The sequence below is a fragment of the Methylobacterium sp. CM6241 genome (assembly GCF_054817845.1).
Map to the genome: position 1 here is coordinate 3,718,165 of NZ_CM139246.1, position 22,939 is coordinate 3,741,103.

The 22,939-nt window shown below is 67.0% G+C and carries 20 protein-coding genes; 7 read left to right on the forward strand and 13 right to left on the reverse strand.

Translation table 11 applies throughout. The annotated features are described in order from the left end of the window. Positions 1-4 precede the first annotated feature (4 nt). Together ACYQR9_RS17490 and copM are read left to right on the forward strand one after the other, a co-directional pair. On the forward strand, positions 5-3,145 hold the full coding sequence (locus ACYQR9_RS17490) for an efflux RND transporter permease subunit (protein ID WP_461227540.1): 3,141 nt from the start codon (positions 5-7) through the stop codon (positions 3,143-3,145). A 15-nt stretch (positions 3,146-3,160) separates the two neighbouring features. Continuing rightward, positions 3,161-3,586 carry a CopM family metallochaperone gene (gene copM / locus ACYQR9_RS17495; RefSeq protein WP_461227541.1) on the forward strand — a complete coding sequence of 142 codons (426 nt, stop codon included), beginning with the start codon at positions 3,161-3,163 and terminating at the stop codon, positions 3,584-3,586. 92 nt (positions 3,587-3,678) lie between these two features. On the opposite strand, the gene ACYQR9_RS17500 is transcribed toward copM, so the two are convergent. The 4 genes from ACYQR9_RS17500 to ACYQR9_RS17515 form a co-directional block, all read right to left on the reverse strand. After that, the gene (locus ACYQR9_RS17500) at positions 3,679-5,223 is read right to left on the reverse strand and encodes a M10 family metallopeptidase C-terminal domain-containing protein (RefSeq protein WP_461227542.1); all 1,545 of its coding nucleotides are present in this window, start codon (positions 5,221-5,223) and stop codon (positions 3,679-3,681) included. A 178-nt stretch (positions 5,224-5,401) separates the two neighbouring features. Beyond that, a complete protein-coding gene (gene otnI, locus ACYQR9_RS17505; protein ID WP_461227543.1) occupies positions 5,402-6,199 on the reverse strand; it encodes a 2-oxo-tetronate isomerase in 798 nt (265 codons plus the stop codon). A gap of 40 nt (positions 6,200-6,239) precedes the next feature. Next, the gene (locus ACYQR9_RS17510; RefSeq protein WP_461227544.1) at positions 6,240-6,953 is read right to left on the reverse strand and encodes an anti-sigma factor; all 714 of its coding nucleotides are present in this window, start codon (positions 6,951-6,953) and stop codon (positions 6,240-6,242) included. Continuing rightward, positions 6,950-7,501, reverse strand: a complete 552-nt coding sequence (locus tag ACYQR9_RS17515) for a sigma-70 family RNA polymerase sigma factor (RefSeq protein WP_207411990.1) — start codon at positions 7,499-7,501, stop codon at positions 6,950-6,952. The genes ACYQR9_RS17510 and ACYQR9_RS17515 overlap by 4 nt, the downstream gene beginning before the upstream one ends. A 281-nt stretch (positions 7,502-7,782) precedes the next feature. Between ACYQR9_RS17515 and ACYQR9_RS17520 the strand changes: the two genes are divergently transcribed. From ACYQR9_RS17520 to ACYQR9_RS17530, 3 genes are all read left to right on the forward strand, one after another. Then, positions 7,783-8,757 (forward strand): S1C family serine protease, encoded by a 975-nt coding sequence (locus tag ACYQR9_RS17520; RefSeq protein WP_207411991.1) that lies wholly within the window; start codon positions 7,783-7,785, stop codon positions 8,755-8,757. A gap of 31 nt (positions 8,758-8,788) precedes the next feature. Further along, positions 8,789-10,219, forward strand: a complete 1,431-nt coding sequence (gene trmFO / locus ACYQR9_RS17525) for a methylenetetrahydrofolate--tRNA-(uracil(54)-C(5))-methyltransferase (FADH(2)-oxidizing) TrmFO (protein WP_461227545.1) — start codon at positions 8,789-8,791, stop codon at positions 10,217-10,219. Positions 10,220-10,698: 479 nt separating this feature from the next. After that, positions 10,699-10,929, forward strand: a complete 231-nt coding sequence (locus tag ACYQR9_RS17530; protein ID WP_246747912.1) for a hypothetical protein — start codon at positions 10,699-10,701, stop codon at positions 10,927-10,929. 23 nt (positions 10,930-10,952) lie between these two features. Here ACYQR9_RS17530 and ACYQR9_RS17535 read toward each other — a convergent pair whose 3' ends face one another. Continuing rightward, positions 10,953-11,477 carry a GNAT family N-acetyltransferase gene (locus ACYQR9_RS17535; RefSeq protein ID WP_461227546.1) on the reverse strand — a complete coding sequence of 175 codons (525 nt, stop codon included), beginning with the start codon at positions 11,475-11,477 and terminating at the stop codon, positions 10,953-10,955. Positions 11,478-11,618: 141 nt separating this feature from the next. Further along, positions 11,619-13,313 (reverse strand): lactate permease LctP family transporter, encoded by a 1,695-nt coding sequence (locus ACYQR9_RS17540; RefSeq protein WP_207411994.1) that lies wholly within the window; start codon positions 13,311-13,313, stop codon positions 11,619-11,621. Positions 13,314-13,616: 303 nt separating this feature from the next. Between ACYQR9_RS17540 and ACYQR9_RS17545 the strand changes: the two genes are divergently transcribed. After that, on the forward strand, positions 13,617-14,540 hold the full coding sequence (locus tag ACYQR9_RS17545; RefSeq protein WP_056424235.1) for a manganese catalase family protein: 924 nt from the start codon (positions 13,617-13,619) through the stop codon (positions 14,538-14,540). Positions 14,541-14,773: 233 nt separating this feature from the next. On the opposite strand, the gene ACYQR9_RS17550 is transcribed toward ACYQR9_RS17545, so the two are convergent. The 5 genes from ACYQR9_RS17550 to yajC all read right to left on the reverse strand — a co-directional run bounded on the left by ACYQR9_RS17550 (position 14,774) and on the right by yajC (position 19,314). Next, positions 14,774-15,652, reverse strand: a complete 879-nt coding sequence (locus tag ACYQR9_RS17550) for a squalene/phytoene synthase family protein (RefSeq protein ID WP_207411995.1) — start codon at positions 15,650-15,652, stop codon at positions 14,774-14,776. Then, positions 15,649-16,035, reverse strand: a complete 387-nt coding sequence (locus tag ACYQR9_RS17555; RefSeq protein ID WP_461227547.1) for an Mth938-like domain-containing protein — start codon at positions 16,033-16,035, stop codon at positions 15,649-15,651. The genes ACYQR9_RS17550 and ACYQR9_RS17555 overlap by 4 nt, the downstream gene beginning before the upstream one ends. A 2-nt stretch (positions 16,036-16,037) precedes the next feature. Continuing rightward, positions 16,038-16,985, reverse strand: a complete 948-nt coding sequence (gene secF, locus ACYQR9_RS17560; RefSeq protein ID WP_056424229.1) for a protein translocase subunit SecF — start codon at positions 16,983-16,985, stop codon at positions 16,038-16,040. Between the two features lie 266 nt (positions 16,986-17,251). Beyond that, complete coding sequence (gene secD, locus ACYQR9_RS17565; protein WP_056424227.1) at positions 17,252-18,859, reverse strand: protein translocase subunit SecD; 1,608 nt, start codon at positions 18,857-18,859, stop codon at positions 17,252-17,254. Positions 18,860-18,978: 119 nt separating this feature from the next. Further along, positions 18,979-19,314 (reverse strand): preprotein translocase subunit YajC, encoded by a 336-nt coding sequence (yajC, locus tag ACYQR9_RS17570; RefSeq protein WP_056424225.1) that lies wholly within the window; start codon positions 19,312-19,314, stop codon positions 18,979-18,981. A gap of 233 nt (positions 19,315-19,547) precedes the next feature. Between yajC and ACYQR9_RS17575 the strand changes: the two genes are divergently transcribed. Continuing rightward, the gene (locus ACYQR9_RS17575; protein ID WP_461227548.1) at positions 19,548-20,438 is read left to right on the forward strand and encodes an ATP-binding protein; all 891 of its coding nucleotides are present in this window, start codon (positions 19,548-19,550) and stop codon (positions 20,436-20,438) included. 121 nt (positions 20,439-20,559) lie between these two features. On the opposite strand, the gene ACYQR9_RS17580 is transcribed toward ACYQR9_RS17575, so the two are convergent. Both ACYQR9_RS17580 and ACYQR9_RS17585 read right to left on the reverse strand, forming a co-directional pair. Beyond that, positions 20,560-21,981: a murein hydrolase activator EnvC family protein gene (locus ACYQR9_RS17580; RefSeq protein WP_461227549.1), complete on the reverse strand. Its 1,422-nt coding sequence runs from the start codon at positions 21,979-21,981 to the stop codon at positions 20,560-20,562. A 234-nt stretch (positions 21,982-22,215) separates the two neighbouring features. Then, complete coding sequence (locus ACYQR9_RS17585) at positions 22,216-22,863, reverse strand: protein-L-isoaspartate O-methyltransferase family protein (protein ID WP_461229831.1); 648 nt, start codon at positions 22,861-22,863, stop codon at positions 22,216-22,218. Positions 22,864-22,939 lie beyond the last annotated feature (76 nt).

Sequence of the window (22,939 nt, forward strand, 5' to 3'; positions counted from 1 at the left end):
CCCCATGTTCGGCCTCATCGTCGCGCAATCCCTGCGCAACCGCCTGCTCGTGCTGGCCCTCGCCTTCGCCCTGGTCCTCACCGGCGCGCTCTCCCTCGCGCGCCTGCCCGTCGACGTACTCCCCGACCTCAACCGGCCCACGGTCACGATCCTGACCGAAGCCGAGGGGCTCGCGCCCACGGAAGTCGAGCAGCGGGTGACCTACCCGATCGAGACCCGCATGAATGGCCTGCCCGGTGTCAGCCGGGTGCGCTCGGTCTCGGGCATCGGCCTGTCCATCGTCACGGTGGAGTTCGAGTGGGACACCGACCTGTTCCGGGACCGGCAGTTCGTCAACGAGAGGCTGGCGCTCGCGCGTTCGGAGCTGCCGCCGAACGTGATTCCGCAGATGGGGCCGGTCTCCTCGATCATGGGCGGCATCCTGCTGGTCGCCGTCACCTCGAAGACCGCGACCCCGATGCAGGTGCGCGAGACCGCCGACTTCACCTTGCGCCCGCGCCTGCTCTCGATCCCGGGCGTGGCGCAGGTGATCCCCATCGGCGGCGAGGTGCGCCAGTTCCGGGTCGCCCCCAATCCCGCCGCCATGCGGGCGCTCGGCGTCACCGACGAGGCCCTCGCCCGCGCTCTCCAGAATTACGGCGGCAATGCCGGCGGCGGCTATTCCGAGGCCGGCGGCCGTGAGGTCCTGATCCGCGCGCTCGGCCGCACCACCGATCTCGACGACCTTCGCAATCTCGTCGTCACGACGCCGGGCGGTCCGGTCTACCTGCGGCAGGTCGCCGAGATCGCCTTCGGAGCGCGGCCCAAGCGCGGCGACGGCGGCTTCATGGGCAATCCCGCCGTGGTGGTCTCCATCGAGAAGCAGCCGGGGATCGACACCGTGCGCCTGACCCGCGAGGTCGAGGCGGCGCTCAAGGAGATCGGCCCCTCCCTGCCGCACGGAATCGAGGCCGGCAACGTCTTGTTCCGGCAGGCGGATTTCATCGAGACATCGCTTCGCAACGTGATCACGGTGCTGATCGAGGCCGTGGCCGTTGTGGCCGTGGTGCTGTTCGCTTTCCTGATGAACGTGCGGACCACGCTGATCTCGCTCGCCGCCATTCCCGTCTCGATCCTCGCCACCGCCACGGTGTTCTCTCTGCTGGGCCTGTCCATCAACACGATGACGCTCGGCGGCCTCGCCATCGCCATTGGAGAGCTGGTGGACGATGCCGTCGTCGATGTGGAGAACATCCTGCGGCGCCTGCGCGACAACCGGGCGGAGGGCTCGCCTCGCAGCACCTTCTCGGTGATCGTCGACGCCTCGAACGAGGTGCGCTCCGGCATCGTCTACGCGACGATCATCATCTGCCTCGTCTTCGTGCCGCTCTTCGCCCTGTCGGGGATCGAAGGCCGGCTCTTCGCGCCGCTCGGCCAAGCCTACATCATCGCCATCCTGTCGAGCCTCGTGGTCTCGCTGACCCTGACGCCCGTCCTCTCCTCCTGGCTGCTCCCTGGCCTGAAGAGCCTCGACCATCCCGAGAACCGGCTGATCCGCGGCCTCAAGCGGGCCAATGGGCGACTGGTGGAAACGGCCTTCGCCCATCAGCGCCTTGCCATGGTCTGCGCGGTCCTGGCGGTGATCGCCGCCGGCTACGGCGCGGGCCGGTTGCCCCGCGCCTTCCTGCCGACCTTCAACGAAGGCTCGTTCACGGTCACCACCACCTTCACCCCCGGCATCTCGCTCGCCGAATCCGCCCGCGTCGGCGCCATCGCCGAGCGCCTGCTGATGGAGATCCCCGAGGTCGACAAGGTCGGGCGTCGGACGGGCCGCGCCGAGCTCGACGAGCATGCCGAAGGGGTCCATTCCACCGATCTGGAGATCCGCCTGAAGCCCGGCGGACGCGAGCGCGACGCCATCACCGCCGAGATCCGGGGGCGGCTTTCCGTCCTTCCGGTCACGGTGAATGTCGGCCAGCCGATCTCGCACCGGCTCGACCACATGCTCTCCGGCGTCCGGGCCGAGATCGCCCTCAAGCTGTTCGGCGAGGATCTCGACGCGTTGCGCCGCACTGCCGAATCCCTGCGTGAAACCCTGTCCGGCATTCCGGGCGTCGCAGACCTCCAGGTCGAGCGGCAGGTGCGCGTTCCCCAGATCGAGGTGCGGGTCGATCCGGCGAAGGCGGCGCTCTACGGCGTCTCCCCCGCCACGGTGGTGGAGACGGTGGGGAACCTCGCCAACGGACGCGTGGTCTCCACCCTGGTCGAGGGACTGCGCCGCTTCGACGTGGTCCTGCGCCTGCCCGAGAGCGGCCGCTCCATGGCCGCCCTGCGCGACCTCCTCATCGAGACGCCGTCGGGCTGGGTGCCCGCCCACGCCCTGGCCGACATCGCCGAGCGCGACGGTCCCAACCAGATCCAGCGCGAGAACGGCCGCCGCCGCATCGTGGTCCAGGCCAACACCGTGCCGGGCTCGGACGGCTCGAAGGTCGCCGCCGACATCGCGCAGGCCCTGGCCCGGACGACGCTGCCGGAGGGGATCAGCGCGCGCCTCGAAGGCGCGTTCGAGGCGCAAGGGGAGGCGACCCGCCGCATCGGCCTCCTCGGCCTCGTCTCCTTCGCCCTGGTCTTCGCCCTGCTGGCGAGCCGTTACCGCTCCGGCGTGCTGGCTCTCATCGTCATGGGCAACGTGCCGCTCGCCCTCATCGGCAGCGTCGTCGCCCTCACCATCGCCGGGCTGCCGCTTTCGGTGGCCTCGATGATCGGCTTCGTGACGCTCACCGGCATCGTCGCCCGCAACGGCATCCTGAAGATCAGCCACGTGCTGAATCTCGGGTTGAACGAAGGGCTGCCCTTCGGCCCGGCTCTGGTGCTGCGGGCGAGCAACGAGCGCCTCGTGCCGGTGCTGATGACGGCGCTCGCCGCAGGCATCGCCCTGGTGCCTCTCCTCCTCGACGGCACCGCGCCGGGCAAGGAGATCCTGCACCCCGTGGCCGTGACGATCTTCGGTGGCCTCATCAGCGCGACGCTCCTCGACGCCGTGCTGACGCCGGTCCTGATGCTGCGCTTCGGCGGCCCCGCCTTCGCCCGACTTCGCGAAGCGCCCGGCGATGAAGCCCCCTCCCCGGTGGCGGGGACCATGCCCTCCCCGCCCGCAACCTTTTGACGACAGGGAAACCCCATGACGAAGACAGTCCTCCCCGCGATCCTGGCCGCGATCCTGGCTCTGCCCCTCGCCTCCCCGGTCCTCGCGGCCGAAGAGCACCGCCACGAGGACGGCACCACCCATTCGCACAGCCATGACCACGGGTCGAAGCCCGCCGCGAAGGGCAAGGCCGCCGACACCCCGGCGACCCGCGCCTTCAAGGAGGCGAGCATGCGCATGCACGGCGACATGGAGATCCGCTATTCCGGCGACGTCGACCGCGACTTCGCCGCCGGCATGATCCCGCACCACAAGGGCGCATTGGCCATGGCCAAGGTCGCCCTCCAATACTCGAAGGATCCGGAGGTCCGGTCGCTGGCCGAATCCATCGTCAAGACTCAGGAGACCGAGATCGCGCAGATGGAGGCGATCCTGAAGCGGACCGATCCCGCCAGGAAGTGAGGCTTCCGCATCGCCCCTGGACACTATCGCTCAGGGGCGGCACCGCTTGCCCTCTCGACGCCGGACCAGTCGCCTTGTCGACGGCGGGAACTCTAGACGACGAGCATATCCGCGAAGGTCAAATGCACTTTCGTATCGATGACGGCGAAGGTGTGGGCGGTGCCGGCTCCGCTCCCGTCGGCATCGTAGGAGAGGGTGCCGGTCGTGGCGTCGTAGAGAACGCGGTCATCCGCATCGGCCGGTCCCGACGAGAGGTCCTTGAAAGCTTTCTCCGCGAGGGGGCCGGCGCGAAGGGCCGCGAAGACCTTGCTCGAGAGCGCGACGACATCCTCGGCGACGGAGAAATCGCGGATGTGATCGATGTTGCCGGTTCCGGGCCGCGTGCGGAACAGGAAGGTATCCGCCCCCTCCCCGCCGGTGAAAACGTCGTTTCCGGCTCCGCCCGTCAGCATGTTGCCGGCGCCGTTGCCGGTGATCGTATTGGCGACGGCGTTGCCGATGCCATCGACGGCCTTCGAGCCGATGAGCCTCAGAGCTTCGAGATTCGTGCCGAGGCGGTGGCTGGCCGAACTCAGCACCTGATCCGTACCGCTCCTGGCCGCCTCCTCGATCGTGTCGCGGCCGTCCGTGACATAGGTGTCGTTTCCGAGCCCACCGCTCATGCGGTCGGCCCCCCGTCCGCCGTCGAGTCGGTTGGCGCCGTCATTGCCGATGAGGATGTCGTCGCCTGCCCCGCCCTTCGCCTTCTCGATGGAGACGCCATTGGCGATGGTCACGCCGCCGGTCAGGGTTTCCGACGTCGAGAGCCAGCCGCCCCCGCCGATCTCGGCTTTCAGGGTCGCCGCGCGCAGGTCGATCTTGGCCGCGCTCGACCCCTCATAGACGATCGTATCGGAGCCGCCCGTATCCCAGATCGTGGTGTAGCCGCGATTGGCATCGACATCGTCGCTGAAGCGATAGACGTCGTTGCCGGCGTTGTGGGCGCGGGCTCCGTAGAGATGCTGCAGGGCTGCGATGTCGATGGCCCCGAAGGAGCCCGGCTGGGCATTGAGCGCGGTGTTCTCGTCGCGCTCGGGCGTGAACGGGTTGTCCTCGCCCCAGAACGGGAAGGTGTAGCCCATCACCGTATAGATCTGGGAGTTGAGGTTGCCGGTGCCGAAATCGCCGGGCTCGACGACGCCCGGCAGCTTGCCGTTCTCACCGTCATGGGGGTGGCCGAGGCCAAGGCTGTGGCCGATCTCGTGGATCCAGGTTTCGGAATAGGTGCCGAGGCGGACCACGTCGGCGGCCCCTTTCACGCTCGTCGGGTCGATGCCCACCGCGGTTTCCAGCGAGGTGACGCCCGGGGCGGGCGTACCGGATTCGCCGCCTCCGCCGACATCGAGCCGCTGGATCAATTGAGCCCGCGCCACGCTGCCTTCGACGAAATCGACATTCGCGACGCTGCTGACGGTGTCGTAGATCTCCCTGTAGAACGCCTTCCAGTCGCCCTCGGAGAAATCGTCGATCCCGTTCGCATCGATGTCCTGCGCCTTGAACCCGTAGGTCAGGGTCGCGGCGTTCCAGGCGCCGCCGAGGATGAGGCTGTCCACGACGGCATTCCCCGTCAGGGCAACGGGTTTGAAGAGGTCGGCCATCGATTGATCTGCCCCTGGGGAAAAGCTTCTCGAAGCTTGGCCGTTCGAGCCGGCCGGGGCAGTCCCTAACCACGATGCCGCGTCATAAACAATTGATGGTCCCACTCCTCCGTGGTCAACCATGCCAGGTGGAAGCGGTATGCTTTATCGGCTCCGAGGGGGAACCGACCTCACGGCGCTAAATCCGGGCTCGTCCGCCCGCACGGGTGCTCAGCCAGCCGAGCCCATCCTCGGTTCGGCCACGCGGATTGTACTCGCACCCGACCGAGCCCGAATATCCGAGCCGGTCGAGTTCGGTGAAGACGAAGGCGTCGTTCACCTCCCCCGTACCGGGCTCGTGGCGCGCCGGTACGCTCGCGACCTGGACATGGCCAATCAGCGGCAGGAGGCGGGCCAGACGCGTGGTGACGTCGCCATGCAGGATCTGGGAATGGAAGATGTCGAACTGGAGCTTGAGGTTGCCGAACCCCTCCGCGCGCAACGCCGCGACGAGTTCGGCGGCGGCGTCGACATCGTCGAGGAAGTAGCCGGGCATGGAGCGGCGGTTGATCGGCTCGATCAGGAGGTCGATGCCATGCCGGGCAAGGCGTTCGGCTGCATATCGCACGGACCGGCGATACGCTTCCATGGCGTGGTCATCCTGCCGGTTGGCCATGCCCGCCATCAGGTGCAGGCGGGGGCAGCCCGCGGCGAGCGCGTAGGCGAGCGCTGTCTCGACCCCGGCCTGCATCTCGTCGAACCGTTCCGGCAAGGCGGCGAGCCCTCGGTCGCCGGTTGCCCAATCCCCCGGCGGCATGTTGAACAGGACGAGGTCCAGGCCATTCGCGGCGAGACGCCCGGCGATGTCGTCCGGCGAATGCTCGTAGGGGAACAGGAATTCCACCGCCGTGAACCCGGCACGGGACGCGGCCTCGAACCGGTCGAGGAAGGCATGCTCTGTGAAGAGCAGCGTCAGGTTCGCGGCAAAGCGCGGCATGGGAGGGCTCCATCGTGGCGGGCCCCGATCCGGGCCGCCCTCAATCGCGGATGAGCTTGCCAGTATAGACGACGGGGCCGGTCGGGAGGCCGGTGGCAGATCCGTTCGGTGGCTCCACCGAGACGGCGAAGACACCCTCGCCCCGCCGCGCAGCATCGGACCCGGCGGGCAGGGCCACGCGTGCCGCGTCCTTGCCGATCAGCCCGAGGGATTTCGGCGTCTTGTCGGCTCCCACATACCACAATTCGAGGCTGCTTCCCGCCGGCGCCTCGGCGCCGACCGGGCGCACTCGTGCGGTTCCCGCCACCGTATCGATGCTGACGATGAGGGCCGGAGCCTCGCCGCCGCTGGAGACCACGGCGACGTAGCGTGTCTCGCCCTCCCCGCCGGGGCGGGGGCCGAATGCGATGAACAGGGCGAGCCCGGCAGCCAGCGCCCCTGCGCCCGCCGCTGCGGCCCGCCACAGGCCGAGCTTGCGCGATAGGGCGGCCACGCGGTTGTCGTTCGCCGCCGGAGACGGGGAGGCCCGGTTGGGCAGCGCGCGCAGGATTGCCGGCCATACGCCCTCGCCCGGTTCGATCTCGGGAATGACGGCGGCGAGAGGGGCCAGGCGACGCTCCCACTCCCGCACGGCGGCGCGAGCGGCGGGGTCGACGGCGAGCTCCAGGTCCATGGCGGCGCGCTCGGTGGCATCGAGCGTGCCGATGACGTATTCGGCGGCGCGAAGATCGCGCTCGGTGGGGTCTTCGGTCATGCCGGCCCCTCCAGGCAGCCCCGCAGGGCCGCTAGCCCGCGATGCAGCCACGTCTTGATGGTGTTGACGGGACGCGCGAACCGTTCTGCCAGTTCTTCCCGGGAATGCCCCTCGCAATAGGCGAGTACGATGCAGTCGCGCTGCGTCGCCTCCAGGCGGGACAGGCAGGCGCGCAGGGCATCGCGCCCGAGAATCGCCTCCTCGCTGTCGTGGGGATCGGCGAGCCGTTCCACCCAATCCTCCCCGTCCTCGGTCACCGGCCCCTGGACCTCTCCCTTGCGGCGGACCCCGTCGATCGCCCGGTTACGGGCGATGGCGCAGAGCCAGGGCAAGGGGCGACCCGCCTCCGGAGAGAACGAGCCGGCACTTTGCCATATCCGCAGGAAGACATCCTGGAGCACGTCTTCCGCCATGCCGCGATCTCGCTGGATACGGAGCACGATGCCGAAAAGTTTCGGGGCGGTCAGATCGTAGAGCGCGCGCAAAGCCTGCTCGTTGCCGGATGCGACCGCCGAGATCAGGCGCGCCAGTGCCGCATCGTCACGCAAGGGTCAGGCGTCCTCTCGACAAGACAAGACTCGACAGGACATGGCGCAGCCGTTCCATCTGGCGTGAACGTTAACCCAAGTCTTAATCGAGCGCACGGGCCTAGGCTACTGTGTTGCGGGCGATCGATGTGGATCGGCGCACCTCTGTCACGCTCCCGACCTGCGCAGGGTGTTCGACGGCGAGCCGGCGACCTATCTCCCGGATGGAACCGATGACCCCCACGCTCTGCGGATCCGCCAGAGCTCATGGGTCCGAGGCGCAGGACAGGGATACGGGATTGATGACGTCGCACGGAGACTGGAAGATTCCCTCCGCCGTGCAGCCCAAGGCCGGCGATTACGCGTACGATCTCGACAGGGCCCTTTCGGCCATGGTGTCGCTCTCCACGCGCATCCCGCCCGAGGCGTTCACGGCGGAAACCCTGGGGACGGAACGCGCCGGGAACGGCGTGGTGATCCGCGAGGACGGCCTCGTCCTCACCATCGGCTACCTCGTCACCGAGGCGGAGAGCGTCTGGATGACCACCCATGACGGGCGCTCGGTCCCGGGCCACGTGGTCGGCTTCGATGCCGTGACCGGGTTCGGCCTCGTCCAGGCATTGGGCGATCTGCGGCTGCCGCCGCTTCCCATCGGGCGCTCGGAGAGCCTGAAGATCGGAGACAAGGCCGTGGTGGCCGGGGCTGGGGGACGCACGCGCAGCGTCGCCGCCAAGCTGATCGCCCGGCAGGAATTCGCCGGCTACTGGGAATACGTCCTCGACGAGGCCCTGTTCACCGCGCCGTCTCACCCGCATTGGGGCGGTACGGCTTTGATCGGCCCGGCGGGCGACCTCCTCGGCATCGGCTCCCTGCAGCTCCAGCAGGGCGGGACCGAGGGTCCGAAGGCGATCAACCTCGTCGTTCCCATCGACCTCCTGCCACCGATCCTCGAGGACCTGACCACACGCGGGCGGGCGGACCGGCCGACCCGGCCCTGGCTCGGCCTCTATGCCAGCGACAATGACGGCGCGGTGGTGGTGATGGGCTTGGCCGATGACGGGCCCGCCGAGAGCGCGGACCTGCGCGTGGGCGACGTGCTCGCCGCTGTCGCGGGCGAGCCGGTGGAGGATCTCGCCGGGTTCTTCCGCCAGATCTGGGCGCTGGGCGAGGCCGGGGTGCGGGTTCCTCTCACGATCGAGCGGGAGGGACGCCCGATCAAGCTGACCGTGACGTCGAGCGACCGCGAACGCTTTCTCGTCTCGCCGCAGCTGCATTGATCGGGGCGGGTCCCGGGTCTATCCCGTGACCATGACGGACCGAGCAGACACTTCCCCCATCCATATCGTCGGCGGCGGCCTCGCCGGGTCGGAGGCCGCCTGGCAGATCGCCGAGAGCGGTCATCCTGTCGTTCTCCACGAGATGCGGCCTGTGCGCGGCACGGAGGCGCATAAGAGCCGGGATCTCGCCGAGCTGGTCTGCTCGAATTCGTTCCGCTCGGACGATGCCAACGGCAACGCCGTCGGCCTGTTGCACCAGGAAATGCGGACGCTCAGGTCGCTGATCCTGCGCGCGGCCGATGCCAACCAGGTCCCGGCCGGGGGGGCGCTGGCCGTGGACCGCGACGGGTTCGCCGCTGCCGTCACCGCCGCCCTGGAGGCACATCCCCTCGTCACGATCGAACGCGAGGAGATCGAGGGCCTGCCGCCGGAGGAATGGGGCCGGACCATCATCGCCACCGGCCCCCTCACTTCGCCAGCCCTGGCGCAGGCCATCCGCGCGCTCACCGGCGCCGAGGCCCTCGCCTTTTTCGATGCCATCGCGCCCATCGTCCACCGCGACTCCATCGACATGGACAAGGCGTGGTTCCAGTCGCGTTACGACAAGGTCGGCCCCGGCGGCACGGGGGCGGATTACATCAACTGCCCGATGAATCGCGAACAGTACGACGCCTTCATCCAGGCGTTGATCGAGGGCGACAAGATCGGTTTCAAGGAATGGGAGGCGACCACCCCCTATTTCGATGGCTGCCTGCCGATCGAGGTCATGGCCGAGCGCGGCCCCGAGACGCTGCGTCACGGCCCGATGAAGCCCGTCGGCCTCACCAACCCGCACGACCCCACCGTGAAGGCTTGCGCCATCGTCCAGCTTCGTCAGGACAACGCGTTGGGCACGCTCTACAACATGGTCGGCTTCCAGACGAAGCTGACCTATTCCGAGCAGGTCCGGGTGTTCCGCACGATTCCCGGCCTTGAGAACGCGGAATTCGCGCGTCTCGGTGGGCTGCACCGCAACACCTATCTCGACTCGCCCCGTCTCCTCGACGCGACGCTCCGCCTGAAGGCACGCCCGAGCTTGCGCTTCGCCGGCCAGATCACCGGTTGCGAGGGGTATGTCGAGAGCGCCGCCATCGGCCTCATGGCCGGGCGCTTCGCCGTGGCCGAGGCCCGCGGTGACACGCTGGAGCCGCTGCCTGCCACGACGGCGCTGGGTGCCCTCATCGGCCATATCACCGGCGGCCACATCGCCACCGAGGATGCCGGCGCGCCGCGCTCGTTCCAGCCGATGAACGTCAATTTCGGCCTGTTTCCGCCGCTCGCTCATTCTCCGAAGGGAGAGGGCGGCAAGCGCTTGAAGGGGCCGGAAAAGGCGGTGGCGAAGAAGCGCGCCTATACCGACCGGGCGCGGGCCGATCTGGCCGCCTGGATGGGACATGACACCGGGCGGATCGCAGCAGAATAGGCCATGATCCGGGGCTCGGGATGGTTCTTAGGCAAACTTGCAGGGCCTTTGTGGTAAGCGATTCGTTTCGACGACCGACAAATTCATTCTTATCCAAGCTGCCAAATCCAGGCATATTGCGAGAATACACGTAGGGGAACGGGATCGATTTAAGGATCCATCCATAATGACGAAGAACCAAAAATTAGTCTGAGGGGAGCTATCGATACCTAATCGATCCCTCCTTTCGTTCCGGTGTCATGTCTTTCGAATCCTCGCCTCACCTTGCCACGCATCCAGCACTGGTCGCCCAGGCGGAGTTTGGCCGGATTCCCGGCACCGTGTCTCGTTCGGGATCGTTCGGTCGGAGTGCGCTCCTGATCGCCGCCTGTGCGATCGGCCTTGCCGGATGCGTGTCTGCGGAGGAGCAGCGGAAGCTCGATCTCGGTCAGTGCTCCGGTTACGGGTTCGCCCCTGATTCCGAAGGATTCGCGACCTGCATGATGAACATCGACCGGGACCGCCAGCGCATGCGGGCCGAGCGGAATCTCCAGATTCAGGCCGATCTCGCCGCGCAGAACCGCGAGCGCGAAGCCCGCGCGGATCTTTACAAGGCTCTCAGCCAGCAGCGCGTCGGCGACAAAACCTTATCGGTCTGCAATGCCGCTTCCGGCGGCGGCTTCGATGCCCGGACGGGGTACTGGTACGGTAAGGATTGTCGGAGCCGCTGAGGCTCGTAGGCCGTCCGACCCGTTCAGACCGGATCCAGCGAGAAGATCCGTCGGCCCGGCCGATGCCCCTCGTCGCCGGTATCGCGAAAGCCGGTCTTGAGCAGCAGCCCGCGAGAGGCTGCGTTCTCAGGCCGGCATTCGGCGACGATGAAGCGGTGGGGAAAGCGCTTGCGCAGAATCGCGACGACGCCGGCGACTGCTTCGCTGCCGTAGCCTCGGCCGCGGGCGGCGCCGCCGACCCAATATCCGATTTCGACCGCGTGTTCTCCGCGCAGATGGACGCCGATCACCGCCACGAGAGCGCCATCGGCCTTGGCCCCGAGAAAGCAATCCTTCACCGGCTTGCCGCTGCCGATGAGGCGGCGGGCGTGGTCGAGAGTGAAGGGAGTTGGGAGGAAATCCACCACTCCGGTGATGGCCGGGTCGTCGGTCAGCGCGCGGACCGCCTCTGCATCCGCCTGGACCAGCGGTGCGATCCGCAGGCGCTCCGTCGCCTGCGCGGGCAGGTTCGACAGGGAGTAGCGCGAGGCGAGCGTGCGAAAGAACATGGATTCGACGTGGGGCCACGACTCGCAGAGAGCAAGACGCGACGATGCCGGAGAACGCCTTCGGCAGGGGATCGCGACAAAAAAGAAACCCGCCCTGGCATGGCCGGGACGGGTTCTGTCGAGATCGGTCTCTCGCCGGTCCTACGGATGGATGACCATCGCGGTGAACGGATAGACGTAGGCCTGTAGCATCACGAGGCCGCCGACGAGGCAGGCCAGCACGATCGAGTGCCAGAACACGAAGCGCAGGATCTTGCCCTCCTGGCCGAAATAGCCGGTGGCGGTGGAGGCGACGACGATGGACTGGGCATCGATCATCTTGCCCATGACGCCGCCCGACGAGTTCGCCGAAGCCATGAGGATGCCCGACAGACCGAGCTGCTCCGAGGTGATCTTCTGCAGGCCGCCGAACAGCACGTTCGAGGCCGTGTCCGATCCCGTCAGCGCCACGCCGAGCCAGCCCAGCAGGGTGCCGAAGAACGGGTAGAGGATGCCGGTTCCGGCGAAAGCCAGGCCCAGGGTCGCGTCCACGCCGGCGTAGCGGGTGAGGACGCCCAGGGCCAGCATCGCCGAGATGGTGATGAGCGAGTAGCGCAGCACCCAGATGGTCTCGATGTAGGCCGTCACCAGACGCCACGGCGAGAACCGCATGAGCAGGCCCGACAGGATGGCGGCGAACAGCACGCCGGTGCCGGTATAGGACATGTAGGTGAAGGCGAAGACGGCGGCTTCCGGATGGGCGGTCGCCACGACCGGCGGTACCTTCATGATGACGTTGTGCAGGCCCGGCACTTCGTAGCGCCAGGTGAAGATCGGGTTGACGATGGCCTTGAACCAGCCCGTGCCCCAGATCGCGACGATCACCGAGAGGATGATCCACGGCACCCAGGCCATCAGGATCTCGGAGGAGGAGGCGGTGCGGGCACCGGAGCCCGTGGGGGCCACTTTGGCGCCACCCTCGGCGGTGACGAAGCCGATGGAGGGATCGTTGCCGCGCAGTGCCGGCGAGGTCCAGATCGTGGCCGGGCGCCAGAACTTCAGGAACAGGACCAGGGCGCCCATGGAGACGAGGGCGGCACCGATATCGACGATCCACGGGTTGACGTAGTTCGAAATGCCGAACTGGGCCAGCGCGAACGAGCCGCCGCAGACGAGGATAGCGGGCCAGATCTGGACCATGCCGCGGAAGCCCGCGAACACCCAGATCAGCCAGAACGGCACCAGCACCGAGAAGAACGGCAGCTGGCGGCCGATCATGGCGCCGAGGATGTAGGGATCATAGCCGGTCACCGAGGCGAGGCCCTGGATCGGGGCGCCGAGGGCGCCATAAGCCACGGGCGCGGTGTTGGCGATGAGCGACAGGCCCGAGGCGGCGAGCGGCGAGAAGCCGAGGCCGATCAGGATCGCGCCGGTGACGGCCACCGGGGTGCCGAAGCCGCCGGCTCCCTCGAAGAACGCGCCGAAGGCGAAGGCGACGAGGAGGAGCTGAAGCCGCCGGTCGGTGGTGATGCCGGCCACCGATTGCTGCAGCGTGGCGAACCAGCCCTTCTCCACCGTGAGACGGTAGAGGAAGATGACGTTGAGGATGATCCAGCCGATCGGGAACAGCCCGAGCGCCACGCCATAGGCGGAAGCGCGGGTGGCCAGATCCGCCGGCATGCCGAAGAGGAAGACGGCGACGCAGAAGGCCAGGACCAGGGACAGAACGGCCGCGATATGGGCCTTCACTTTGCCGCTGGCGATCATGCCGAGCAGGGCGATGACCGGTAGGGATGCGGCAAGCGTCGAGAGCCATGGGCTCCCAAAGGGATCGTAGACCTGGTTCCACGTATTCACGGGCGTCGCGCTCCTCGGTGAGCCCGATCTCTCGTCGGGCCCTTGACATCGTAGCTAGCAGAGCAGTGGAGCGGGCTCAACGCGAAGAATCTTGTATTCAGATCATGTTGCGCGCGTGCTTCGCTTTCTGTCCGCCAAGACCGAAGACGCTCGGAAACGGTAGGACGTCTCTTTCGAAACGCAAGCGGAGCCGTTCCAAAACGTAAGCGAAGCGGCCGTGCGACCTGTCGCAGCCTCGGAACATGAGGGTGGGGAGACCGTTCCCGTTGGTATCCTCCATACCGGCGATACGGAGATCAACCTATGTTTATGCGCGTCGACAAGCTACAAGCCGAGCTTCCCGCACCCAAAAGGAAAGATCCGAACGCCGCCGCTGCCCTGCAGGAACTGCTAGGCGGCAAATATGGTGAGATGTCGACTCTTGGGAACTACATGTTCCAGAGTTTCAATTTCCGCAGCAAATCTAAGCTGAAGCCATTCTATAGCTTGGTGGCGGCCATCACCGCCGAGGAATTGGGCCATGTGGAGCTCGTAAGCAACGGCGTTGCGATGCTCAATAACGGCCCCGATAATGACGGCGACGAGAAGGATGGTGGCGACATCTCCAAGGCGCCGTTCGAGGACATGAAGGATATCCGGCTCGCGGCCGCGTTCCTGTCGAATGGCGGCGGCGTAACGCCGGTCAACAGCAACGGCGCATCCTGGAACAACGACTTCATTACGACGACCGGCAACGTCGTCGTCGACCTGCTCCACAATTTCCATCTGGAATGCGGCGCTCGCCTGCACAAGCTGCGCGTCTACGAGACCCTGACCGACCCGACGGGCCGTGAGGTCTGCGGCTACCTGCTGGTGCGCGGTTCCGTTCACGCCCATGCCTACGCCTTGGCGCTGAAGAAGATCACCGGCGTGGAGATTGAGAAGTTCCTGCCGACACCGAATATCAACCTCGACAAGATCCCCGAGTGTCAGAAGTACCTGCAGGAGGGTTCGCACCGCCGGCTCTACACGTTCAGCCCGGGTGACTACACCGAGATGGCCGGCATCTGGGGCAATGGCGAGATGGCTCTGCCGGGCGACCCGCCGGGCGAACTCAGCGTCGTCGAGGGCATGCCCGAGGGCGGCAAGATCCACCAGCTCACCGGCGTCCCCTCGGCCTTCACACCGGATTATGCTCCGGAGGAGATGTTCGAGATCGCCGAGAAGCTGACCAAGAAGGCTCGCTGAGGTCAAACTCGATCAACCGCCTCTTCTGCATCCCGGGGCCGCTCAGCGGAGCCCGGGATGCAGAACTCCAGGTTGTTAGACATCGGACTCTGGCAGAGCTCTGGATTGCACGGTTCTGGAGCGGCTCTCTGCTTTTGGATGAGCCTGCAGTACCCCCGGAATGATCGGGACGATGTTCGCCGCGTCCCGATTCTACGAGGAAGAATACCCAGCGTTCTTCGGGAGCCCTGGGTTCAACCCCGCCGCGATCCCCGCCACAGCCGCCACAAGCGACGCCAGCGCGGCAGCGCGATGACGGTGTTAAGCGGGTCGTAGCCCGGCCGCTCCATCATCGCGAGGCTGGGTTCGACCAATGCAGTGGGCAGGAAGGCCGGCAAGGCGGCGGGCGCGATGGTCGTGCGCGCTGTCTCGAAAGCCTCGAGATGTCGGCGCGCCAGAGCCCGAAGGTCGGCCGTCGCGCCGAGAAGGCCGGGGCCTCCCCGTCCCGTGACGATGTCCTCGCGGGTGACGCCATGGTCCTTCAAGATGTCGGCCGGTAGATAGACCTGTCCGTTGCGGGCGTGCCAGGGGAGGGCCCGCAAGAGGCCGGCGACGCCATAGGCAACGCCCGCATGCCCCGCCGCGGCAGCTCCGCCCGGCTCGGCGCCATCGCACAGGACGAGCCCGCCAAGGCGGATGAGCGAGGAGGCGGTCTCGCCGCAATAGCCTTCGAGATCGTTTATCCGGGGCATCGGGTCGTCATAGAGATCGAAGACGCGGGCATCGATCAGATCGACGAAGGGCTGGCGCCCGAGCCGGCGCTTGACGATGGCATCGTCGAGGGCGGCGGCGACGGGGTTGGCCTTCACATCCCCCCTCGCCTCTCCCTGGAGTGCATCGCGCCACCATTGCAGGCGGATCTCGCCCGCCACCGGATTGGTGACGGCGTCGCGCACGCGAGCAATGGTGAGGCTGAAGGCGGCGAGCGCGAAGAGATGCGGCCGGTACGCCACGGGGGCGAACAACGTCGCGAAATAGCGGTCGGGATCGCCCTCCCGGACCAGTGCCTCGCAATGCTCGAACGCGAATGCGAGAGGGTCGGCCGTTCCGGGGCTGGTCTCGGTCTTCGTCACGCGACCGCGATCAGGGCAGTGGCGACCTTGCGGTTCTCCGCCATCAGGATGTTGTATGTCCGCGCGGCCGCTCCCGTCTGCATCACATCGAGGCCAATGCCGTTATCCTTGAGCCATCGCCGCAGCGTATCGGGAAAGGGGGCGATGTCGAGGCCGATGCCGATGAGGAGGAGCTCCACCGCCCCCGCCTCGGCAACGACGGGACGCAGGGCGTCCCGGTCGATCTCTTTCGCCTGCGTGACGTCCCAGGCCCTGATGCCGCTCGGCGTCACCAGGATCGAGCCACGATGCGACATGTCGGCAAAGCGGAAGCCGCCATTGCCGTAGGCGTCGATGAGATGGCGCCCTGGAACGAAACCGTCGTGCAGGCTGCCGTCCGCCATCGTTACTCCGCCGCCTGGGGCACGCGACCGCCGGTGGGGCGGTTCTGGGATTTCACGCCCGACAGCATCAGGCCGAGATAAATCAGGACTGGCGTCGAGACGAAGATCGCCGAGTAGGTGCAGATGACCACGCCCGCCAGCATCACCACCGCGAAGCCCTGGATCGCCTCGCCGCCGAACAGGACGAGGGCCAGCAGAGAGAGAAAGGCGGAGGTGGCCGTCATCACCGTGCGTGACATGGTGGAATTGATCGACAGGTTGAGGAGTTCCACCGTGGGGATGGTCTTGTAGCGTCGCATCAACTCGCGGGTCCGGTCGAACACCACCACCGTCTCGTTGAGCGAGTAGCCCACGATGGTGAGGATGGCGGCGATCGAGGTCATGTTGAACTCGATCCGGCTGATGACGAAGATGCCGATGGTGAGCACGATGTCGTGCAGGGTGCCGACGATGGCTCCGAGCGCCAGTTCCCGCTCGAAGCGGAACCAGAGGTAGAACAGCACGGCGAGCACCGAGAGCACGACGCCGAGCGTGCCCGACTGGACGAGCTCGCCCGACACGCGCGGACCCACCGTCTCGGTGCGGCGGAACTCGTACTCCGCGTCGAAAGCGCCATGCGCCTTCTGCATCACGGCCGTCTGGCCCTGCTCGCCGGGCTGGAGCGGGAAGCGAACCAGGATCTGGCCCTGGCCGCCGAGCTCCTGCACCTCGGTCTCACCGAAGCCGAAACCGTTGGCGGTATGGCGCACGGTTCCGACATCGGCGGTACCGGACTTGGCCTGGAGCTCCACCAGGGTGCCGCCCTTGAAGTCGATGCCGAAATTCAGGCCGACCGTCAGGAATAGGATCACCGTCCCGACCGACAGCAAGGCCGAGAGCGGGAAGGTGAAGCGCCGGAAGCGCATGAAGTCGACGTGCGACTCATCGGGCCAGAGGCGGAGCAGGCGCATGATCGGTCTCGGTCTTTCGGCAATGAGGTCGATCTGGTCGTCGAAGAGAACCCGTCCGGTTCCACCGCACGTCCGTCATTCCGGGGCGCCCGCAGGGCGAGCCCGGAATCCAGACACTCAGGTGGAGACTAGCCTGGCAATCCCGCGTGTCTGGATCCCGGGCTCCGCTTCGCGGCCCCGGGATGACGGGATTGTGTTTCGGATGGACGGATCACTCGAAAACCGGATCGGGCTCCTCTCGCAAACTGTGAATGCTCGGACGGACTTCAGAACGGCAAAGCCTTGGGTCGGGCGTAGTTGTACCACAGGGCGATCATCATGCGGGTCAGCGTCACCGCCGTGATGACGGTGGTGAGGATGCCGAGGATGAACACCACGGCGAAGCCCTTCACCGGACCGGAGCCGAGGAAGAACAGGATCACGGCGGCGATGGCCATGGTCGAGTTCGAATCGATGATGGTGGCGAAGGCCTTGTCGAAGCCGGCCTGCAGGGCCGAGACGATGGAGCGCCCCGCCCTCACCTCTTCGCGCACGCGCTCGTAGATCAGCACGTTGGAATCCACCGCCGTGCCGATGGTGAGCACGATGCCGGCGATGCCCGGCAGGGTCATGGTCGCCTCCAGCACCGACATCAGGCCGAGGATGAGACCCACATGGACGAGGAGCGCGATGTTGGCGAAGAAGCCGAACACCCCGTAGGTGGCGAACATGAAAATGATGACGAGGGCGCCCGCGACCAGGGTCGCCTTCTTGCCGGCCTCAATGGAATCGTTGCCGAGGCCGGGGCCGACCACGCGGCGCTCGACGACGGTGAGCTTGGCGGGAAGCGCACCGGCGCGCAGCAGGATCGAGAGGTCGTTGGCCTGCTTGACGGTGAAGTTACCGGTGATCTGGCCCGAACCGCCGGTGATCGGCGTGTTGATGCGCGGTGCCGACACCACCTCGTTGTCGAGGACGATGGCCATGCGGCGGCCGACATTCTCCGAGGTCGCCTGGCCGAAGCGCTGGGCGCCCTTCAGGTTGAACTTGAAGCTCACCATAGGCTCGTGGCTCTGCTGGTCGAAGGCCGGCTGCGCGTCGGTGAGATCGCCGCCATCGGCCATGACCCGACGCTCGACCGGTACCTTGCCGCCGCCTTCGTCCTTGTTGGTCAGCATGTCCACGTCGCCGGAGGGCGAATCGGCGAGCATGCGGAATTCGAGCTTGGCGGTCTTGCCGAGCTGATCCTCGAGCTGCTGCGGGTCCTGCAAGCCGGGAACCTGGACGAGGACGCGGTCGGCGCCCTGCTGCTGGATCGAGGGTTCCTTGGTGCCGCCGAAATCGATGCGGCGGCGAATGACCTCGATGGCCTGGGTCACGGCCCGGCGGGTACGGTCGGTGAGGCCGGCATCGGTGAGCGTGAGCTGGATCGTGCCGTCCGGCCGCTCCGCCACGTCGAGGGTCTGGCCGCCGGCCTGCGCCACCATGGCGTTGGAGATCGGCTGGGACAGTTCGCGCAGCTTGGGCAAAGCCTTGGCGCGGTTAGCCGGATCGGAGATGCGGACCTGGACGCCGCGCGGGATCACCTGGATGCCGCCTTCGGGGGTGACGTTGGCTTCACGCAGGGTGCGACGAACGTCGTCACGCAGGCCCGTCGTCTGCGAGCGGATCAGATCGGTCTGGTCGATCTCGAGGAGGATCTGCGAACCGCCCTGGAGGTCGAGACCCAGCACGATGGCCCGCTGGGGTACGATCCAGCTCGGGAACCAGCCCGGCAGCGCGGCCATGAATCCCTTGCGCTGCTCGGCCGAGAAGAAGCTCGGCACGGCGAGACTCAGGCCGATCAGGATGACGGCCAGCGTCGCGACGATCTTGGTTCTCGAAAAGCGCAGCATCCGCCAGTCCCGTTTCTTCTTATGGTGCCGATGCTTGCATCGGCCCCTTCAAGCGGAGTCACAAGCCGTGTGCCGGGGCGCGGATCATCGGTTCCGCACCACGTTTCACGGCATTCGGCTCACGCCGCTTTGACCGGCCCGCCCTTGACGCGCACTTCCGAAATCATCGTCCGGACGATCTTCACCCGCACGTTCGGGGCGATCTCGACCTCGATCTCGGACGCTTCGTCGGCCACCTTGGTGACGCGCCCGACGAGGCCGCCGGTGGTGACGATGGTGTCGTCGCGGCGCACGTTCTTCACGAGGGCCTGATGCTCCTTCACGCGGCGCTGCTGCGGGCGGAGGATCAGGAAGTACATGATGACGAAGATGAGGACGAACGGCACCACCTGCAAGGCGATGTCCGCTCCGCCAGCGGCCGAGGTGGCCCCTTGCGCGAAGGCGGGGGTAATCAAGCGGGTGACTCCTTAGCTGAACCGGTCCTCACATCGTCGCGCACGGGCCGATCTCGGCGCGTCTGGACCGGTCTAAAAGCGCGCGGACTATAGCCATGCACTAGGTGAAAGCAACGGCGCGTCTGCAGCCGGCAAGGTGCGGATCGCAGGCGCCCGATGCCGCACCCGTGATTTTCGTGCCCGATGTCCGTAATGACGCGCTCAAGCGCGTATTCCAGGAGCTTCGAGACGCCATGACCGCGACCCAACCTGCAGACCGGGAGATGATCGAGGCGATCCTGCCCGTCCTCGAGCGGATCGCCGCCGCGCTGGAGCGTTCCGCCCCGGCCGCGAAACCCGTCATCGACATGAATTCCGCCGACGCTTTCCTCTGGGGCGCCGAGTGCCGCCTCATCCCGGTGCCGCGGGTGAACAGGGTGGAGATCGATCTCCTCACCGGCATCGACCGGGCTCGTGACATCCTCGTCGACAACACCGCGCGCTTCGCCAAGGGGCTGCCCGCCAACAACGCCTTGCTCTGGGGGGCACGCGGCATGGGTAAGTCGTCGCTGGTGAAGGCGGCCCATGCCCGCATCAACGCCGAGCGGGCGGAGGGCGAACTGCCGATGAAACTGGTGGAGATCCACCGCGAGGATATCGAGACCCTTCCCGACCTGATGGCGACCCTGCGGGCGGACCGGCACCGCTGGATCGTGTTCTGTGACGACTTGTCCTTCGACGGCGACGACACCTCGTACAAGTCCCTGAAGACCGCTCTCGACGGCGGAATCGAGGGCCGGCCGGAGAATGTGCTGTTCTACGCGACCTCGAACCGGCGGCACCTGCTCGCCCGCGACATGGTGGAGAACGAGCGCTCCACGGCCATCAATCCCGGCGAGGCGGTGGAGGAAAAGGTTTCCCTCTCCGACCGGTTCGGCCTCTGGCTCGGCTTCCACAAGTGCAGCCAGGACGAGTACCTCGCCATGATCCGTGCCTATGTCGAGCGGTACGGACTGAAGGCCGACCTGGATACGGTGCGGGCCGAGGCGCTGGAATGGGCCACTACCCGCGGCTCCCGCTCGGGTCGCACGGCGTTCCAGTTCATCCAGGATCTGGCGGGGCGGTTGGGCCAGCGGCTGGAGTGAGGCTCGCCCAGACCGAGTTGAAGTGTGTGCCTCGGGATGGATGGACGGGGTATCAAACGGATCTACAAACGAAAACGGCGGCTCCTGCGAGCCGCCGTTTCTCTTTGGGTCTTGAATGCGCTCAGTTGCTGGCGAGGTGCGGCATCGGGTCGACCGGGGTCGCGCCCTTGCGGATCTCGAAGTGCAGCTGGGGCGAGGTCACGTTGCCCGAGGCGCCGGACTTGGCAATGGTCTGGCCGCGCTTGACCTTCTCGCCGGGGCGAACGTCGAGTTCACCGTTATGGGCGTAGGCCGAGACGTAGCCGTTCGTGTGGCGAACCAGCACCAGCTTGCCGTAGCCCTTCACGTCTGAGCCGGCATAGGCGACCGTGCCGTCCTCGGCGGCCTTCACGGCCGTACCCTCGGGCACCGAGATGTTGATGCCTTCGTTGCCGCTCGTGCCATAGCCCGAGATCACCCGGCCTTTGGCAGGCCAGCGGAAAGACTGGTCGGGCTCGGCGGCGGGAGCCGCAGGTGCGACGGAGCCGGTGCTGGCGGGCTCGGCCTTCTCGGGCACGGGCGTCAGGGAAGCGACCTTGACGGGCGCGGCCTTGGCCTTCTCGGCGGCCTTGGCTTCGGCGACCTTCTTGGCCGCATCCTTGGCGGCTTCCGCCTTGGCGAGCTTGGCTTCGGCTTCCGCAGCCTTGCGGGCGGCCTCGGCCTTCGCCTTGGTGGGATCGACCTTCGGTGTCTCGGCCTTGGCCACCTCGACGGGCTTCTTCACCTCGGCGAGCTTCTTGGTCTCCGCGAGCTTCTTCGCATCGGCGAGCTTCTTGGCTTCGGCCGCATGCTTGGCATCGGCCGCGAGCTTGGCGTCGGCGAGTTTCTTGGTCTCCACGGCCCGCTTGGCCTCGGACACCTTGTTCGCCTCGGCGATCTTCCTGGCTTCCGTGGCGGTCCTGGCTTCGGCTACCGCCTTGGCGGCGGCTTCCTTGCGGGCCGCTTCCTGACGGACGCTGTCCTGGCGAGCGGCCTCCGCACGGGCAGCCTCCGCACGAGCCTTGGCTTCGGCGGCCTTTGCCTCGGCAGCCTTCGCTTCCGCCGCCTTGGCGCCGGCATTGAGCGGAAGACGGGCCGGGGGCGCGGCAGGCACGGTGCGCGGGGTCGCGACCATGCCGCGGCCGGCATCCGGATTCATGCCCGCGGGATTCATGCCCGAGGGGTTCATGCCGGACACCATCCCGGAGTTCGGCGCGGTGGAAGCGACACGGCCCGTGGCCATGGGAGGCGTCGCCGCCAGCGGACGCGGCGACATCGGCGCGCCGAGTGACTGCGACTGGATCTTGGAGGTGCGCACCGCCGGGGCGGCAGGCATCTCGCCCTCCTCGGGCAAGCTGCCCGTGGCGCTGGGCTCACTTGAAATGTTGGAGGCGAAGGGGTTCCCGAAGGGGTCGCCCAACCGCGACGCATCGGTGGAGCATCCGGCAGCACTGCCGCCGATCACACCGATGAGCGCGAAACGCGACAGCGTCCTCAACCCTAGACCAGTCCCGCGAACCCGCATCGACGCACCTGTTTGCCTGACGCAACTTGATGACGTCATTCAAACGGGATTCAGGTTAAACAACCGTTCCCGTTCACCACGTTTTCGACACCGAAGGAACTTTCCGAGGGCCGGAGTTCCATGGCCGGTTCAGGTTCGAATGGCCTTGGGGCGCGATAAGATCGTGTCCGATCAAAGGTTTGGCGTCTCCCCTCGAAGACCCTGTTCCTCGCTTTGGCGAAGCGAGGTCTTTCGTCAAAGAATGAACGCCCTGCCGTCTGTCAGGGGCGCCAGCCTTAATCCGCTGCCGAACCCTTCGCTGATGCGACCGTCCCGATCCCGGTCGATGAAGGCCAGCCGGCTACCGGTCCCGTAGCCGAGGGCGCCGACGAGACGGCCGCCGGGCAGCAGGGCGGCCGCGAGATGCTCGGGGAAGGCTGGCAGGGTCCCGTTGACGAGGATACGGTCGAAGCCGCCCTCCCCGGCCGATGCGGGATCGAGGCCGTCACCCGTCTCGATACGGGCGATCACCCTGTCCTCCGGGTCGAGGGCGGAGACGGCGTCCTCGGCCAGCGTCGCATAGCGCTCGACGCTCAGGATCGCGGCGGCGCCGAGACGGATCAGCAGAGCGGTGACGTAACCGGAGCCGGTGCCGATCTCGAGAATGCGGGTGCCGGGCTTCACCTTCAACGCTGTCAGCATGGCGGCGACGACGGTGGGCGCCGACATGGTCTGGCCGCAGGGCAGCGGCAGGGCGATGTCGCGCCGGGCCAGATCCCGGTGCCCTTCAGGCGCGAATCGGGCGCGGGGCACGCGCTCCATGGCGCGCAACGTGTCGGTGTCGCGCACGCCAAGACCGCGCAGGGCCATGACGAAGGCGGCATCCTCGACCGAGCCTTCCATCGTCACGAGCTGTGCCTCATGGCCGTGTTCGATCGTTCCGTGGCTTGGATCGTCCGCGGTCCCGCACAGGGGCGCT

Coding starts and splice junctions, on each gene's coding strand:
- ACYQR9_RS17490 (WP_461227540.1), top strand. CDS start 5: ATGTTCGGCCTCATCGTCGCGCAATCCCTGCGCAACCGCCTGCTCGTG.
- copM (WP_461227541.1), top strand. CDS start 3,161: ATGACGAAGACAGTCCTCCCCGCGATCCTGGCCGCGATCCTGGCTCTG.
- ACYQR9_RS17500 (WP_461227542.1), bottom strand. CDS start 5,223: ATGGCCGACCTCTTCAAACCCGTTGCCCTGACGGGGAATGCCGTCGTG.
- otnI (WP_461227543.1), bottom strand. CDS start 6,199: ATGCCGCGCTTTGCCGCGAACCTGACGCTGCTCTTCACAGAGCATGCC.
- ACYQR9_RS17510 (WP_461227544.1), bottom strand. CDS start 6,953: ATGACCGAAGACCCCACCGAGCGCGATCTTCGCGCCGCCGAATACGTC.
- ACYQR9_RS17520 (WP_207411991.1), top strand. CDS start 7,783: ATGACGTCGCACGGAGACTGGAAGATTCCCTCCGCCGTGCAGCCCAAG.
- trmFO (WP_461227545.1), top strand. CDS start 8,789: ATGACGGACCGAGCAGACACTTCCCCCATCCATATCGTCGGCGGCGGC.
- ACYQR9_RS17530 (WP_246747912.1), top strand. CDS start 10,699: ATGATGAACATCGACCGGGACCGCCAGCGCATGCGGGCCGAGCGGAAT.
- ACYQR9_RS17535 (WP_461227546.1), bottom strand. CDS start 11,477: ATGTTCTTTCGCACGCTCGCCTCGCGCTACTCCCTGTCGAACCTGCCC.
- ACYQR9_RS17545 (WP_056424235.1), top strand. CDS start 13,617: ATGTTTATGCGCGTCGACAAGCTACAAGCCGAGCTTCCCGCACCCAAA.
- ACYQR9_RS17555 (WP_461227547.1), bottom strand. CDS start 16,035: ATGGCGGACGGCAGCCTGCACGACGGTTTCGTTCCAGGGCGCCATCTC.
- secF (WP_056424229.1), bottom strand. CDS start 16,985: ATGCGCCTGCTCCGCCTCTGGCCCGATGAGTCGCACGTCGACTTCATG.
- secD (WP_056424227.1), bottom strand. CDS start 18,859: ATGCTGCGCTTTTCGAGAACCAAGATCGTCGCGACGCTGGCCGTCATC.
- ACYQR9_RS17575 (WP_461227548.1), top strand. CDS start 19,548: ATGACCGCGACCCAACCTGCAGACCGGGAGATGATCGAGGCGATCCTG.
- ACYQR9_RS17580 (WP_461227549.1), bottom strand. CDS start 21,981: ATGCGGGTTCGCGGGACTGGTCTAGGGTTGAGGACGCTGTCGCGTTTC.
- ACYQR9_RS17585 (WP_461229831.1), bottom strand. CDS start 22,863: ATGGAAGGCTCGGTCGAGGATGCCGCCTTCGTCATGGCCCTGCGCGGT.